General features: G+C 71.6%; 12 protein-coding genes. 8 read left to right on the forward strand and 4 right to left on the reverse strand.

Annotated features, from left to right (window positions below; all coding sequences use genetic code 11):
- The first annotated feature begins 5 nt into the window (after positions 1 to 5).
- The 4 genes from Pmi06nite_RS12905 (at position 6) to Pmi06nite_RS12920 (ending at position 4,321) form a co-directional block, all read left to right on the forward strand.
- Positions 6 to 650: a hypothetical protein gene (locus Pmi06nite_RS12905; RefSeq protein WP_203953167.1), complete on the forward strand. Its 645-nt coding sequence runs from the start codon at positions 6 to 8 to the stop codon at positions 648 to 650.
- 275 nt (positions 651 to 925) lie between these two features.
- Positions 926 to 1,864, forward strand: coding sequence for a VOC family protein (locus tag Pmi06nite_RS12910; RefSeq protein ID WP_203953168.1), 939 nt, complete (start codon positions 926 to 928; stop codon positions 1,862 to 1,864).
- Positions 1,861 to 3,345 (forward strand): FAD-dependent oxidoreductase, encoded by a 1,485-nt coding sequence (locus Pmi06nite_RS12915; RefSeq protein WP_239113858.1) that lies wholly within the window; start codon positions 1,861 to 1,863, stop codon positions 3,343 to 3,345. Before Pmi06nite_RS12910 ends, Pmi06nite_RS12915 begins: the two co-directional genes overlap by 4 nt.
- A gap of 226 nt (positions 3,346 to 3,571) precedes the next feature.
- Positions 3,572 to 4,321, forward strand: coding sequence for an SDR family NAD(P)-dependent oxidoreductase (locus Pmi06nite_RS12920; protein ID WP_203953169.1), 750 nt, complete (start codon positions 3,572 to 3,574; stop codon positions 4,319 to 4,321).
- Positions 4,322 to 4,382: 61 nt separating this feature from the next.
- Here the strand turns inward: Pmi06nite_RS12920 and Pmi06nite_RS12925 are convergent, their stop codons facing one another.
- The gene (locus tag Pmi06nite_RS12925) at positions 4,383 to 4,661 is read right to left on the reverse strand and encodes a ferredoxin (RefSeq protein WP_203953170.1); all 279 of its coding nucleotides are present in this window, start codon (positions 4,659 to 4,661) and stop codon (positions 4,383 to 4,385) included.
- The gene (locus tag Pmi06nite_RS12930) at positions 4,658 to 5,806 is read right to left on the reverse strand and encodes a 3-ketosteroid-9-alpha-monooxygenase, oxygenase component (RefSeq protein WP_239113859.1); all 1,149 of its coding nucleotides are present in this window, start codon (positions 5,804 to 5,806) and stop codon (positions 4,658 to 4,660) included. The genes Pmi06nite_RS12925 and Pmi06nite_RS12930 overlap by 4 nt, the downstream gene beginning before the upstream one ends.
- A 165-nt stretch (positions 5,807 to 5,971) precedes the next feature.
- On the opposite strand from Pmi06nite_RS12930, the gene hsaA reads away from it, so the two are divergent.
- Together hsaA and Pmi06nite_RS12940 are read left to right on the forward strand one after the other, a co-directional pair.
- Positions 5,972 to 7,138 carry a 3-hydroxy-9,10-secoandrosta-1,3,5(10)-triene-9,17-dione monooxygenase oxygenase subunit gene (gene hsaA, locus Pmi06nite_RS12935; RefSeq protein ID WP_203953172.1) on the forward strand — a complete coding sequence of 389 codons (1,167 nt, stop codon included), beginning with the start codon at positions 5,972 to 5,974 and terminating at the stop codon, positions 7,136 to 7,138.
- Between the two features lie 144 nt (positions 7,139 to 7,282).
- Positions 7,283 to 7,894: a TetR/AcrR family transcriptional regulator gene (locus Pmi06nite_RS12940; protein WP_239113860.1), complete on the forward strand. Its 612-nt coding sequence runs from the start codon at positions 7,283 to 7,285 to the stop codon at positions 7,892 to 7,894.
- A gap of 1 nt (position 7,895) precedes the next feature.
- Here the strand turns inward: Pmi06nite_RS12940 and Pmi06nite_RS12945 are convergent, their stop codons facing one another.
- Together Pmi06nite_RS12945 and casG are read right to left on the reverse strand one after the other, a co-directional pair.
- On the reverse strand, positions 7,896 to 8,816 hold the full coding sequence (locus Pmi06nite_RS12945; RefSeq protein ID WP_203953174.1) for a 3-oxoacyl-ACP reductase: 921 nt from the start codon (positions 8,814 to 8,816) through the stop codon (positions 7,896 to 7,898).
- Between the two features lie 42 nt (positions 8,817 to 8,858).
- Positions 8,859 to 10,517 carry a steroid-24-oyl-CoA synthetase gene (gene casG, locus Pmi06nite_RS12950; protein WP_203953175.1) on the reverse strand — a complete coding sequence of 553 codons (1,659 nt, stop codon included), beginning with the start codon at positions 10,515 to 10,517 and terminating at the stop codon, positions 8,859 to 8,861.
- A 145-nt stretch (positions 10,518 to 10,662) separates the two neighbouring features.
- Between casG and Pmi06nite_RS12955 the strand changes: the two genes are divergently transcribed.
- Both Pmi06nite_RS12955 and casI read left to right on the forward strand, forming a co-directional pair.
- A complete protein-coding gene (locus tag Pmi06nite_RS12955; protein WP_203953176.1) occupies positions 10,663 to 11,424 on the forward strand; it encodes an SDR family NAD(P)-dependent oxidoreductase in 762 nt (253 codons plus the stop codon).
- 129 nt (positions 11,425 to 11,553) lie between these two features.
- A complete protein-coding gene (casI, locus tag Pmi06nite_RS12960; RefSeq protein WP_203953177.1) occupies positions 11,554 to 13,209 on the forward strand; it encodes a steroid-22-oyl-CoA synthetase in 1,656 nt (551 codons plus the stop codon).
- Positions 13,210 to 13,229 lie beyond the last annotated feature (20 nt).

Raw genomic sequence — 13,229 nt, forward strand, 5'->3', positions numbered from 1 at the left:
CGGGGATGGAGGCCGGTCGGCCGGGTACGGGCCCCGAAGCCCGGTGGAAGCCGTTCGCGGCCATCGGCGGCGCTGTCGTGGTCGGCGTCCTGGCCGCCTTCGCGATCTATGGCGTGCATGGCGGCAAGGCCGCCGGCACCCCCTCAGCCGGCTCCACCGGCTCCACCGCCTCTGCCTCCGCACCGCAGAAGAGCGCCGCCGCGCACGCGCAGGCCGTGGCGATCGACAAGGTCCTCGACCAGAGCAAGCCCAGCCGGGGCAAGCTCCAGCAAGGACTCAGCCAGATGCGGCCGCCCTGCTCGAAGGCCGACCAGGGCATCGCGGCGATCCAGCAGGCCGCCGACCAGCGGGCCGAACAGGTCCAGCGGGCGAAGAAGCTGAAAGTCGACGCGCTCGCACGCGGCTATACGCTGAGGCAGCATCTCGTGGACGCGCTCACGGCCTCGCAGCAGGCCGACGCGGCGTACCTGAAATGGGCGAAGAAGTACCAGGCCAACGGCTGCTCCGGGCCCACGGAGGGAGATGCCTACTACGACGCCGGAAACGCGGCCTCGGTGAAAGCCACCAAGTCCAAGTCCGCGTTCGTCGCCCTGTGGGGTTCGATCGCGGAGCAGGAGGGACTGCCCGCTCGCAGCCAGGGTTCGATCTGAGTCCGGTACGCCGGGAGGACGCCGAGAGCGCGGTGGCGGTGAGTCCGCTCCGCGCTGCTCCTCTTGAGTCCGCTCCGCGCTGCTGCTCCTGAGTCCGCTCCGCGCTGCTCCTTGTGAGGCGGTCGAAGTCGCCGTAGACGGGGACTCTCACTCAGCGGGAGCCCCGAGGCGGCAGCACGCCCTGTCTGTCACTTTGGGGTGGACGACGGCCGCTCGCTCAGGCCAGGCCCGAGCGTGGGTGCAGCGAGATCGGCACCGGCAGATTGGTGGACAGGGTGACACAGATCCGAGGACTGGGCTATCTCAAGGTCCAGACGCGTGACATCGAGCGCTGGCGCGAGCTCGTGATCGACGGGCTCGGCTTCGCGGAGGGTTCCGGGCCTGAGCCGGACGCCCTGTACCTCCGGATGGACGAGCGGCAGGCGCGGCTCATCGTGGTCCCCGGCGACTCCGACCGGGTGCTCGCCATCGGGTGGGAGGTCCGCGACCAGTTCGCTCTCGCCGCCGTCGGCCGCGCCGTCGAGGCGTACGGCACGCCGGTCAAGGTGCTCTCCGAGCAGGAGTCCATCGACCGCGCGGTGGAGCAGGTGATCGCGTTCACCGATCCCGGCGGTCATCCGATCGAGGTCTACTTCGGCCCCGTGCTCGACCACAGCCCCGTGCTCACCGGCAGGGGGCAGCGGTTCGTGACCGGCCCGCAGGGGATGGGCCACGTGGTGCTGCCCACCACGACGATGGAGGAGACCGTCTCCTTCTACACCGAGGTGCTCGGCTTCCTGCCGCGCGGCGCGATGAAGCTGGGCCGGCCCAGGCCGCCGTTCCGGCGGCTTCGCTTCATGGGCGTCAACCAGCGGCACCACAGCCTCGCGATCGCCCCGGCGGGACACTCAGGGGACCCGGGTGTGGTGCACCTCATGGTCGAGGTCGACAGCCTGGACGCGGTCGGCCGGGCGCTGGACAGGGTGAACCAGCTCGGCTTCTCCATCTCCTCGACCCTGGGCCGCCACACCAACGACAAGATGGTCTCCTTCTACGTCCGCGCGCCCGGCGGCTGGGACATCGAGTACGGCACCGACGGCATGCTCGTCGACGAGACGTACTACACGGCCGAGGAGATCAGCGCCGACAGCTACTGGGGCCACGACTGGTCAGGCTCCGAACCGCTGGCCGCCTTCGGGCCCGGGGCGGGGTCGGGGGCGGGGTCCCGAGCATGAGCATGGGCGCCGTGCCGCCGGTCGAGCCCGTGCCCGCAGATTCGATCACAGCCTTCGACCATGAATGCGACGTGCTCGTCGTCGGCTTCGGATGCGCCGGCGCGGCCGCCGCCTTCGAAGCCGCTGCGGCGGGCGCCGACGTGCTCGTGCTGGAGCGCGCGGGCGGGCCCGGCGGCTCCTCGGCGCAGTCCGGGGGAGAGCTCTACCTCGGGGGCGGCACCGCGGTGCAGCGGGCGTGCGGCTTCGACGACGATCCGGACAACATGTTCGCCTTCCTCAAGGCGGCGCTCGGCCCGCACGCCGACGAGGAGAAGCTGCGGCTGTACTGCGACGAGAGCGTCGAGCACTTCGAATGGTTCCGCGGCCGGGGTCTCACCTTCAACGAGACGTTGCACGACGCCCCGACCTGGATGCCCCTGACGACCGACGGCCTGATGTGGCTGGGCGAGAACGCCTGGCCGTACAACACGATCGCCCGGCCGGTTCCCCGCGGGCATCGGCCGGCGACCGAGGCGTTCGGCGGCTGGCTGCTCATGGAGAAGCTGGCCGAGGCCGCGAAGGCCGCAGGTGCGGCCTGCCACGCCGACACCCGCGCCGCCAATCTGATCGTGGACGACGACGGCCGGGTGGCCGGAGTCGTGGCGCGCAGATACGGCGAGACGCTGACCTACCGCGCACGCCGGGCGGTGATCCTCACGACCGGCGGCTTCGTCGACAACGAGCAGATGCTGGCCGACCACGCCCCGGTGCTGCTCGGCCATGGCAAGGTCAGCGACGGCCTCGACGACGGGGGCGGCATCCGGATGGCGACGGCGCTCGGCGCGGCCACCCGGCGCATGTCGGTCGTGGAGATCGCCCTGACGGCGCTGCCCGCGATCCTCGTGCGCGGCATGCTCGTCAACGCGCTCGGCCAGAGGTTCATCAACGAGGACGTCTATCCGGGTCTGTTCAGCGTGGCCGCCGTACGGCACCAGCCGGGCCCCTACTGGGCGATCATCGACGAGAAGGGCTATGAGGAGATCCCGCCGGAGGACCTGTGGGGCGTGCGCCCGCGGTTCGTCGCGGAGACGGTCGCCGAGTTGGAGGAGTCGCTCGGCATGCCGGCGGGAGCCCTGGAGGCCACCCTCGCCGTGTACAACCGGCACGCGGAGCGGGGGAGCGACCCCTACTTCCACAAGGACCAGAGGTGGCTGCGGCCACTGCGGCCGCCGCTCGCCGCCGTCGATCCGCAGGAGGGCTTCGCACCGGGCGACGCCGAGGGCGCGGGCAAGGGGACCGGAGTCGCCGGCTTCACGCTCGGCGGGCTGCACACCACCGTGGACGGCGCCGTGCTGAACCATTCGGGGCAGCCGATCCCCGGCCTGTACGCCGCGGGCCGGGCCGGTGCCGGAATCCACGGCGAGGGCTACATCAGCGGGACGTCGCTCGGCGACGGCACGTTCTTCGGCCGCAGGGCGGGCCGCGCAGCCGCGGGCGAATGACCACGGGAGCCCGACCCGCCGTGCCGCAGGCGATGACCCAGTGCCGCAGGCGCGGCCGATGACCTAGTGCCGCAGGCGCGGCCATAGACAGGGAGGGGCGCGGCCGTGGTCTGGACTGAGGAGCGCCCGGAGCGAGGAACGAGTGAGGACGTGACGAAGGAAGACACGGCCTCAAGTGCGACCCGACCCGCCGTGCCGCAGGCGCGGCCATAGACATGGAGGACGGATGAACCGTTTCGAGGACAGGAACGTCCTGCTGACCGGTGCCGGGTCCGGCATCGGCAGGGCGACCGCCGTGCGGCTGCTCTCCGAGGGGGCGACGGTCTTCGCCGTGGACCGGGACGCCGCCGGGCTGGCCGAGACCTGCGGGCTCGCCGGCGACACCGGCCGGTTCGTCGCCCATGTGGCCGACCTGGCGGAGGAGGAGGCGGTGGTCTCCGCCGCCGCCGCGGCCGTCGCCGCCCTCGGACGGATCGACGTGCTGATCAATGTGGCGGGGGTCCTCCGGGTCACGCCGATGGACTCGCTGCGGCTCGACGACTACAGGGAGATCTTCGCGATCAACGTGTTCGCGCCGGTCGTGCTCTGCCGGGAGGTGCTGCCGCACGTGCCGGACCGCACCGGGGTGGTCGTGAACGTGACCTCCACGGCGGCGACCAAGGCCCACCCGTGGATGACCGGTTACGCGGCCTCCAAGGGCGCCCTGTTGTCGTTCTCGATCAGCCTGGCCGCGGAGCTGTCGGAACGGCGGATCCGCGTCGTGCCCGTCTCACCCGGTGGCATCGCCACACCTCTGACGGCGAACAAGGAGACCTACGCGGGCATCGACACCTCGTGGTACGCCCGCACCTATCCCCTGTGGGGCAGGCCCGGCCGCCCCGAGAACGTCGCGGGGACGATCGCCTTCGCGGCCTCCGCGGACGGCGCCTATCTCAACGGCGTCGAGATCCGCGTCGACGGCGGCTCTCACAGCTGATCCACAGCCGATCCACGGCCGACCCGGGCCGGCGCGCAGGCGTGCCGGCCGGCGGGTCCGGTCATTCCTCGGGGACGGGGATGGCGCCGTCGAGCGCCGCCCGGACGATCGACTCGCGCAGTGCCGTACAGCCCGGGAAGAGGCCGTGGTCCGGCCCGCCGCCGTCGCCGGAGTGGGCTGCGCGCCGTTCGAGGCAGGCCCCGAGCGCCTGCGAGCTCCACTGGACGCTGGTCTGGTGCCAGCTCGCCTTTCGCACCTCGACCTCCGCGCCGCACTGGTGGCAGTCCAGCGGCTGCATGGGCGCGCCGTCGAGCAGCCGGTTGTCGGCGCGGATCGTCATGCCTGGCGGCCCGCCGCGGCCCGGCGGGCGAGGTTCGCCTCGACCTCCTGCTTCCACGCCTCGACCGGGCGGGTGGTGTCGAGTTCGAACTCGAAGCGCTCCACCATCTCCGGCCTGACGTCGGCCACGTCGACGTAGAACTGCTCGTACCAGCGGCGGAGCTGGTAGACCGGCCCGTCCTCCTCGCACAGGAGCGGGTTGTCGATGCGGGTCTTGTGCTTCCAGATCTCGACGTCCTGGTCGAAGCCCTTGAGGATGAACTCGCCCAGCTTGTGGGCCATGGCCTCGGCCCCCTCCCGGGGGAGCTTGTCGCTGTGCTGCACGATGATGCCCGAGTGCAGCATGAACGAGTTCCCGTCGATCGGGTAGTGCGCGTTGATCAGCACGGACTTGAGGTCCATGTCGTCGTAGTGGTAGGTCAGGTCGTCGATCATGAAGGACGGCCCGTGGTAGGACGCCACCGAGGAGTTGCCGAGCATCCGCGGGCCCTTGCCAGGCGGGCGGGCGTCCGGGCGGCTCAGGCCGTTCATGATCTGGGTCGCCACGTGGCCCTCGAAGATGTTCTTGAAGTACGTGGGGAACGAGTAGTGCACGTAGAAGAAGTGCGCCATGTCCACCACGTTGTCCATGACCTCGCGGCAGTTCGTCTCGACCACGATCTCCTGCCAGACCCAGTCGGTCCAGTCGTCGCGCGTGGCCCCCTCGATGCGGGGGATCGCCACCTCCGGCTGGGGTGGGTTGCCCTCCGGGTCGTTCCAGACGAACAGCAGGCCGTCCTGCTCCATCGTGGTCCACGCGGCGGTGCGGGCGCGCAGGGGGACGCGACGGGCGTAGGGGATCTTCTTGCAGCGGCCGTCGCCGCCCCAGCGCCAGTCGTGGAACGGGCAGGCGAGCTCGTCGCCCTTGATCCTTCCCTTGGACAGGTCGGCGCCCATGTGCCTGCAGTAGGCGTCCAGCACGTTGAGGCCGCCGTCGCCGCTCTGGAAGACCACGAGCTTCTGCCCGAACGCGTTGACGGTGTGGGGCTTGCCATCCTTGAACTGCCCGGACAGGCCGAGGCAGTGCCAGCCTCTGGCGAATCGCGTGGGCACCGCTTCCGCTTCGATGGCGCGGATGCCGGTGGTCGAGGCCTCGACTGCAGTCACGGTGACCCATCCCTTCAAGGACGCACGTCCTCCCAGCATGCCAATTCAGATCCGGCCGGCCGGGCGGCAGTCCCATTGGCCGGGATGGCCCTGACATGCGCTCATCGGCGCGACGCACCATCATGGACGCAGAGACCCGGACGAACGCGACATGGAGAGCGACACATGAGCAACGAGGTCCTGGAGGCGGTCCGCACGCTGCTGCCCGTGATCGCGGAGCGTGCCCGCGCCACGGACGAGGATCGGGGGGTTCCCGCGGAGACGATCCAGGCGCTGGTCCAGGCCGGGGTCTTCCGGATGCTGCAGCCCAAGAGGTACGGCGGCGCCGAGAGCGACCCGGTGTGGTTCTTCGAGGTCGTCAGGGAGATCTCCGGGGTCTGCGGATCGACCGGGTGGGTGGCGAGCGTGCTCGGCGTGCATCCGTGGCAGCTCGGTCTGTTCGACGAGGCCGCGCAGGACGAGGTCTGGGGCGAGGATCAGGACGCGCTCGTGGCCTCGTCGTACGCCCCCGTCGGGCGGCTGACCCCGGTCGAGGGCGGCTATGAGCTCACCGGCCGGTGGCGGTTCTCCTCCGGCTGCGAGCACGCCTCCTGGGTGCTGGTCGGCGGACTGGTCGTGGGCGCCCAGGGCCGGCCGGTGGACTTCATGACCGTGCTCGTCCCCCGGTCGGACTACGTGATCGAGGACGTGTGGGACGTCATCGGCCTGCGCGGCACGGCGAGCAACGACGTGATCGTGGAGCGGGCGTTCGTGCCCGAGCACCGCACGACGCGCAACTACGAGCAGGCCCAGCTCCGCGGTCCCGGCCAGAAGGTGAACGGCGGGCCGCTCTACCGGATGCCGTTCGGGAGCGTGTTCACGACCGCGATCACCGCCCCGGTGATCGGCATGGCGGCCGGCTGCTACCGGTCCTACGTCACGGCGATGCGCGACCGCGTACGGCTGAGCCTGGGCGGCGGCCGGTTCGCCGAGGACCAGTTCGCCCAGGTCGCGGTGGCCCGGGCCGCCTCGGAGATCGATGCGGCGATCCTGCAGACCGACCGCAACGTGCGCGAGGTGTACGAGCACGCCGTCCGGGGCGAGCGGATCCCGATGGAGTTGCGCCTGCGCGTCCGCAGGGACCAGGTCCGCGCGACCGAGCGGGCGCTGGAGGCGATCGACATCCTGTTCAAGACCGCGGGGGGGAACTCGCTCAGGCGCGGCAACCCCATCGAGCGGGCCTGGCGGGACGCCCACGCGGGCAGCGTGCATGTGGCCAACGACGTCGAGCGGGCCCTCGCGATGTACGGCAGGGGCGAGTTCGGCCTGACCGTCGAGGACAACCTGGTCTGACGGGCCCGCCCGGGCGATGGGCGCGGCCGGAGACCGCGCCCATCTTGTGGACAGGTGCGTCCCACTCAGCGGTACGAACGGCTCGCGTCACCGCCGGTAGCGGTGTGTATGGTCGTTCCGACAGAACCGACCAGGGGGGACCCCGTGCCGAGAATCGCCGAGGTCAGAGCGCCGGCGGAGCCCAGCTCCCCGGAGCAGCGGGCCCGGCACCTGCGCATCCTCCGGGCCGCCGCGCGGATCGGGGCCGACAAGGGCCTCGAGCGCATGCAGATGCACGAGGTGGCCAAGGCCGCCGGCGTCGCGATCGCGACCTTGTACCGGTACTTCCCCTCGAAGACCCATCTGTTCACGGCCGTGCTGGCCGAGCAGATCGACCGGTTCAACGAGACCATCCCGCGCGCCGCGCCGGGCACGAGCCCGGAGGACGCGGTCGCCGACGTGCTGGTGCAGGCCAGCCGGCAGTTGCTGCGCCGGCCCAGGCTCGCGGTCGCGATGCTCCAGTCCGCGAACGCGGCGAACGCGGCCGCGGTGGCCGACGCCGGGCGGATCGACGGCACCTTCAGCGAGATCATCGTGCGGACGCTCGGGATCGACGACCCCACCGACCTCGACGTCACGCTGATCCGGTTGCTCATGCAGTGCTGGTACGGCGTGCTGCAGTCGAGCCTCAACGGCCGGATGTCGATCCCCGACACGGAGAGCGACATCCGGATCGCCTGCCGGCTGCTGCTGGCCCCGCGCTCGAACTCCGGGTGATTCAGGTGCGCTGCGTCCCGGTGGTGTCGAGCCGGGCCACACCGTGGGCCGCGTAGGTGCGGTACGGGTCGCGCCCGGTGAAGTACGGCGTGAGCAGCGCGTCGAACTCGGCGACGGAGAACACGCCGTCGGCGGCGGTGAACTTCTGCTCGACCGTCGGAGCCGCCAGCAGCGCGACCATGTCGCCGTACACGACGAACACCTGGCCGGTGATCTCCTCGGAGGCCGGGGAGGCGAGATAGCTCACGAAGGTGGCGACTCGCTCCGGGGCGAGGATGTCCAGCCCGCCGTCCGCGGGGCCGTCGCCGAAAACGCCCGCCGTCATGGCGGTGCGGGCCCGGGGGCAGATGGCGTTGGCCCGCACGCCGTACCTCGCCAGTCCCTGCGCGGTCGACAGGGTGAGCGCGGTGATGCCCGCCTTGGCGGCCGAGTAGTTCGGCTGGCCGGCCGAGCCGAAGAGGAACGCCTCTGAGGCGGTGTTGACGACGCGGCCGTAGATCGGCCCGCCTGCGGCCTTGGAGGCCGCCCGCCAGTGCGCGGCCGCCGCACGGGACACCGCGGCGTGGCCCTTGAGGTGGACGCGGATGACGTCGTCCCAGTCCGACTCGCTCAGGTTGAACAACATCTTGTCGCGCAGGACGCCCGCGTTGTTCACCACGATGTCGAGGCCGCCGAACGTGTCCACCGCCGCCTGGACCAGGCGGTCGCCCATGGACCAGTCGCCGACGTCGCCGCTCACCGCGACGGACTGCCCGCCGAGGGCCTTGATCTCGGCCACGACGTCGTCGGCGGCCGATCCCACGTCGTTGACCACGACGTTCGCGCCCTGGCCCGCGAGGGCGAGCGCCTCGCTGCGGCCCAGGCCGGCGCCGGCGCCGGTGACGACGGCGGTCCTGCCGTCCAGACTGGTCTTCGGGCTCATCTCTGCACGCTCCTGCTCTGTCGGGTGCTCGTGAGTGACGGGTCAGCCGTCCGTGATGCCGAGGGACAGCCCGACGTCGCGGCGAATTACCTTGCCGGTGGCGTTGCGCGGCAGGGCGTCGGTGGTGATCCGCCAGCGGGACGGGACCTTGAAGTACGCGAGGTGCTCCCCGGCGTACGCGCGAAGCTCGTCCTCGCTCACCGGGCGCTCGGCGCCGGTGACGACCACGGCCACGACCTCCTGACCCAGATCGGGGTGGGGGGCGCCGACGACGGCGCACTCGAGAACGCCCGGGTGCTCCCACAGCACGCTCTCCACCTCGGCGGGGTAGACGTTCTCCCCGCCACGCAGGATCAGGTCGGAACGGCGGGTGGTGAGGCGCAGGCGGCCGCCTTCGATCACGCCGATGTCGCCGGTGTGGAGCCACCGGTCCTCCCGGATCGTCCGCGCGGTGGCCTCCGGGTCCTGCCAGTAGCCGAGCATGTTGAACGGGCTGCGCGCGCAGATCTCCCCCTCGACGCCCTCGGGCACCGGCGACCCCTCCGGATCGCGGACCTCCATCCGCACCGTCGCGATGGGCCGGCCGAGCGTCCCCGGCGCCTCCGCCAGGTCCATCGGCGACGCCACGGAGATCGCGGTGGCCGACTCGGTCAGGCCGTAGCTGTCGACCAGCGACTGACGAGCCACGGGGAAGCCCGCGCGCAGCCGTTCCTTGAACGACGGTGAGGAGGGTGCGGACGCCAGCGAGAAGGCGGTCAGCGAGGACAGGTCGTAGGCCGACAGGTCGCCGTGCTCGAGCAGCCGGTGCGCCATCGTGGGCACGGCCCCCCAGTTGGTGACCCGCTCCCGCTCGACCAGTCGCAGCACCCGGTCGACGTCGAAGGCGCCCTGGTGCATGACGATCGTGGAGCCGGTCGCGAGGCGCGGCACCGCGAGGTTGTGCAGACCCGCGATGTGGAACAACGGCAGCGCCATCAGGTAACGCCGGTCCGCCGGGTCCGTGGGGTCGCCGAACGCGCGGGTCATCGCGTCGTTCATGCGGTGGTACTCGATGACCGACGTGAGGTTCCGGTGGGAGTGCACCGCCCCCTTCGGCCGGCCGGAGGTGCCGCTGGTGTAGACGATGACCACCGGGTCGTCCTCGGCGGCGGCGTGCGGGGTGAGCGGCGCGCCGGGGTGCCGCCCGGCCAGCACGGGGATGTCGTCCATGCGCACCACCGGTGTGCCGGGGCCGACGAGAACGGCCCGCTTGGCGTCCGCCACGACCAGTTTCGGCGTCGTGTGGCCCAGGGCGTACTCGAACTCGCGGCGCGACCACCACGCGTTGTAGCCGACCGTGACGGCGCCCACGGCGACGGCGGCCCAGAACGACACGATCCAGCCGGGCCGGTTCGCCGCGGCGACGGCGATCCTGTCGCCGGGACGCACGCCGTACTCCTCGCGCAGCGCCTCGGCGAACGACGCGACCTGGCGCGCGTGCTCGGCGTAGCTCATCCGCTCGTCCGCCGTCACGATGTAGTCGCGGTCGCCGAACCGGGCCGAGTCGGCGAGGACCTCTCCGAGGTTGCGGCGGCGGTTCCTGAAGACCGGCATCCGGGAGCCGAGGACCTCCTCCTCGGCGAGTTCGAACTCGCCCCCGGGGCCGGTGAGGCGGGTCACAATCGCCGTCGCCGCGGTTCTCGGATCTGTCGACGTCCCCATCTGCGCCCTCTCTCTCGGGCGCTCATTGTGACCGCCGGGCGTGCGCCTGCCGAGGGTCGTCTCCCGGTCACCGGGACGGCCCTTCCGGCAGGGGCCGGGCGACACCACTATTGCGGGCGGGCACACGGCTGAGCGGGGAGCACGCATGGGAAGTCTCGACGGGAAAGTCGCAATCGTCACCGGAGCAGGTCAGGGGGTCGGCCAGGGCATCGCGCTCGCCCTCGCCTCCGAGGGCGCGTCCGTCGCGGTCGTCGGGCGCACCATGGCCAAGCTCGAGACGACCTGCGGGCTCGTCCGCGAGCGCGGCGCGACGGCCGAGCCCTTCCTCTGCGACGTCGCCGTCACGGACACGATCCCCTCGGTGGTCGACGCGGTGGCGGCGCGGTTCGGCGGAGTGGACGTCCTCGTCAACAATGCCTACTCCGGCTCGTACGGCACGCTGCTGTCGATGAGCGACGCCGCCTTCCAGAAGGGCTTCCGCAGCGGTCCCTTCGCCGCGTTCGCCTTCATGAAGGCGTGCCACCCCCACATGAAGCGGCGCGGCGGCGGCAGCATCGTCAACCTCGTCACCTCCGCGATGGTCCGGTGGGACCCCACCACGTACGGCGCCTACGCCGCGGCCAAGCAGGCGCTCCGCTCGCTGACGCGGACGGCCGCGGCCGAATGGGGCCCCGACGGCATCCGCGCCAACTCCATCGCCCCGCACGCGTTGTCCCCCGGCCTGAAGTGGTGGACGGAGACCAATCCGGAGGAGGCGGAGGCGTTCCGCCGCACGATCCCGCTCGGTTACATCGGCGACTGCGAGCAGGACATCGGCCGGGCCGTCGTCGCGCTCGTCGGCCCGGACCTGCGCTACCTGACCGGCGCCACCGTGCCGCTGGACGGAGGGCAGGCCTTCTTCGGCTGACCTTCTTCGGTTGACCTCGGCCTCTCCCGGTCAGCGGGACTCGCCGGTCCGCGGTGGTCCCCGCTGACTAACGTCGGCCCTGCTCCGCCACCCAGCGAGACGAGCGGGACCGAGGAGAGAGCCACACCAGTGCGACACGAGACGATCGCCGATCTGCTGCTCGCCAGGACCGGTGACGGCCACGCCGGGTTGCGGACCCGTGAGCGGACCTGGACCTGGGACGAGGTGGTCCGCGCGAGCGCCGCCCGGGCGGCGCTGGCCCGCGGACTGCGGATCGACGGCCCCTTCCACATCGGGGTCCTGCTCGACAACGTGCCGGAGTACGTCTTCTGGCTCGGCGCGGCCGCGCTGAGCGGCGCCACGATCGTGGGCGTCAACTCCACCCGCCGGGGCTCGGACCTGGAGCAGGAGGTCAGGCACACCGACCTGCAACTCCTCGTCACCGACGAGGCCGGCCTGAAGGCGCTCGACGGACTCGACATCGGCGTGCCCCGCGACCGCTTCCTCCTCGTGGACGGCGAGGAGTACGCCGAGACGGTGGCCGCGCACGCGTGCGAACCGTTCCGCGACCCGGAGATCACGGCAGGGACCCAGATGTTGCTGCTGTTCACCTCGGGCACGACCGGCGCCTCGAAGGCGGCCAGGTGCTCCCAGGGAAGGCTCACCGGGCTGGGCTACGCCAACCACGCGAAATACGACATCCAGCGGCATGACATCACCTACTGCTGCATGCCGCTCTTCCACGGCAACGCGCTGATGGCACTGTGGGCCCCGTCGCTGGCGGCGGGCGCGACCGTCGCGCTGGTGCCCCGGTTCTCCGCGTCCGGCTTCCTGCCCGACGTGCGCTTCCACGGCGTCACGTTCTTCACCTATGTCGGCAAGGCGATCGCCTACATCCTGGCGACGCCGGAGGCCATCGACGACGCGGACAACACGCTCACGCACGGCTTCGGCACGGAGGCGTCGCCGGACGACCGGGACGGGTTCCTGCGCCGCTTCGGCTGCCGCCTGTTGGAGGGCTACGGGTCGAGCGAGGGCGCCGGCATGATCAAGCGGGCGCCGGAGGGTCCCGCGGGCGCGCTGGGACGGCCGGCGCACGGCGGCGTCAGAGTCGTCGACCCCGAGACCGGGCGGCCGCGTCGGCCGGCGGTCCTCGACGGGCACGGCCGGGTGGCCAACGCCGAGGAGGCCATCGGCGAGATCGTCGACGTGGACGGCGCGGCCAGGTTCGAGGGCTACTACAACAACGACGCGGCGGACGCGGAGCGGGTCCGCCGCGGCTGGTACTGGACCGGTGACCTCGGTTACGTCGACGAGGCCGGCTACATCTACTTCGCCGGGCGCTCAGGCGACTGGATCCGGGTGGACGGCGAGAACGTCTCCGCACTGCTGACCGAGCGCGTCCTTCGCCGTCATCCGCGGATCGTCGCCGCCGCCGTCTTCGGCGTGCCCGACCCCCGGTCGGGCGACCAGGTGATGGCCGCGATCGAGGTGCCCCACGGGACCTCGTTCGAGGACCTCCGCCTGCCCGAGTTCCTGGCGGAGCAGGAGGACCTGGGCACCAAGGCGGCGCCGCGCTTCGTCCGGATCTCCCATGCCCTGCCGGCGACCGGCTCAGGGAAGCTCCGCAAGAAGGAGATGCGGCACGACGGCTGGCGGACCGGGGACCGGGTCTACCGCTGGGCGGGCCGAGGCGGTCCCGGATACACCCTGCTGACCGATGAGGACAAGGCCGCGCTACGTGCGGAGTTCGCCGCCGGCGGACGTCAGCGGTTCCTGCCCTAGCCGTACGGCCACCGAGGAGG

It is taken from the genome of Planotetraspora mira, assembly GCF_016863275.1.
Lineage (GTDB): Bacteria > Actinomycetota > Actinomycetes > Streptosporangiales > Streptosporangiaceae > Planotetraspora > Planotetraspora mira.

Bases quoted from the DNA above. Each gene is read 5' to 3' on its own strand.
- Pmi06nite_RS12905 (WP_203953167.1), top strand. From the start codon at position 6: ATGGAGGCCGGTCGGCCGGGTACGGGCCCCGAAGCCCGGTGGAAGCCG.
- Pmi06nite_RS12915 (WP_239113858.1), top strand. From the start codon at position 1,861: ATGAGCATGGGCGCCGTGCCGCCGGTCGAGCCCGTGCCCGCAGATTCG.
- Pmi06nite_RS12920 (WP_203953169.1), top strand. From the start codon at position 3,572: ATGAACCGTTTCGAGGACAGGAACGTCCTGCTGACCGGTGCCGGGTCC.
- Pmi06nite_RS12925 (WP_203953170.1), bottom strand. From the start codon at position 4,661: ATGACGATCCGCGCCGACAACCGGCTGCTCGACGGCGCGCCCATGCAG.
- hsaA (WP_203953172.1), top strand. From the start codon at position 5,972: ATGAGCAACGAGGTCCTGGAGGCGGTCCGCACGCTGCTGCCCGTGATC.
- Pmi06nite_RS12945 (WP_203953174.1), bottom strand. From the start codon at position 8,816: ATGAGCCCGAAGACCAGTCTGGACGGCAGGACCGCCGTCGTCACCGGC.
- casG (WP_203953175.1), bottom strand. From the start codon at position 10,517: ATGGGGACGTCGACAGATCCGAGAACCGCGGCGACGGCGATTGTGACC.
- Pmi06nite_RS12955 (WP_203953176.1), top strand. From the start codon at position 10,663: ATGGGAAGTCTCGACGGGAAAGTCGCAATCGTCACCGGAGCAGGTCAG.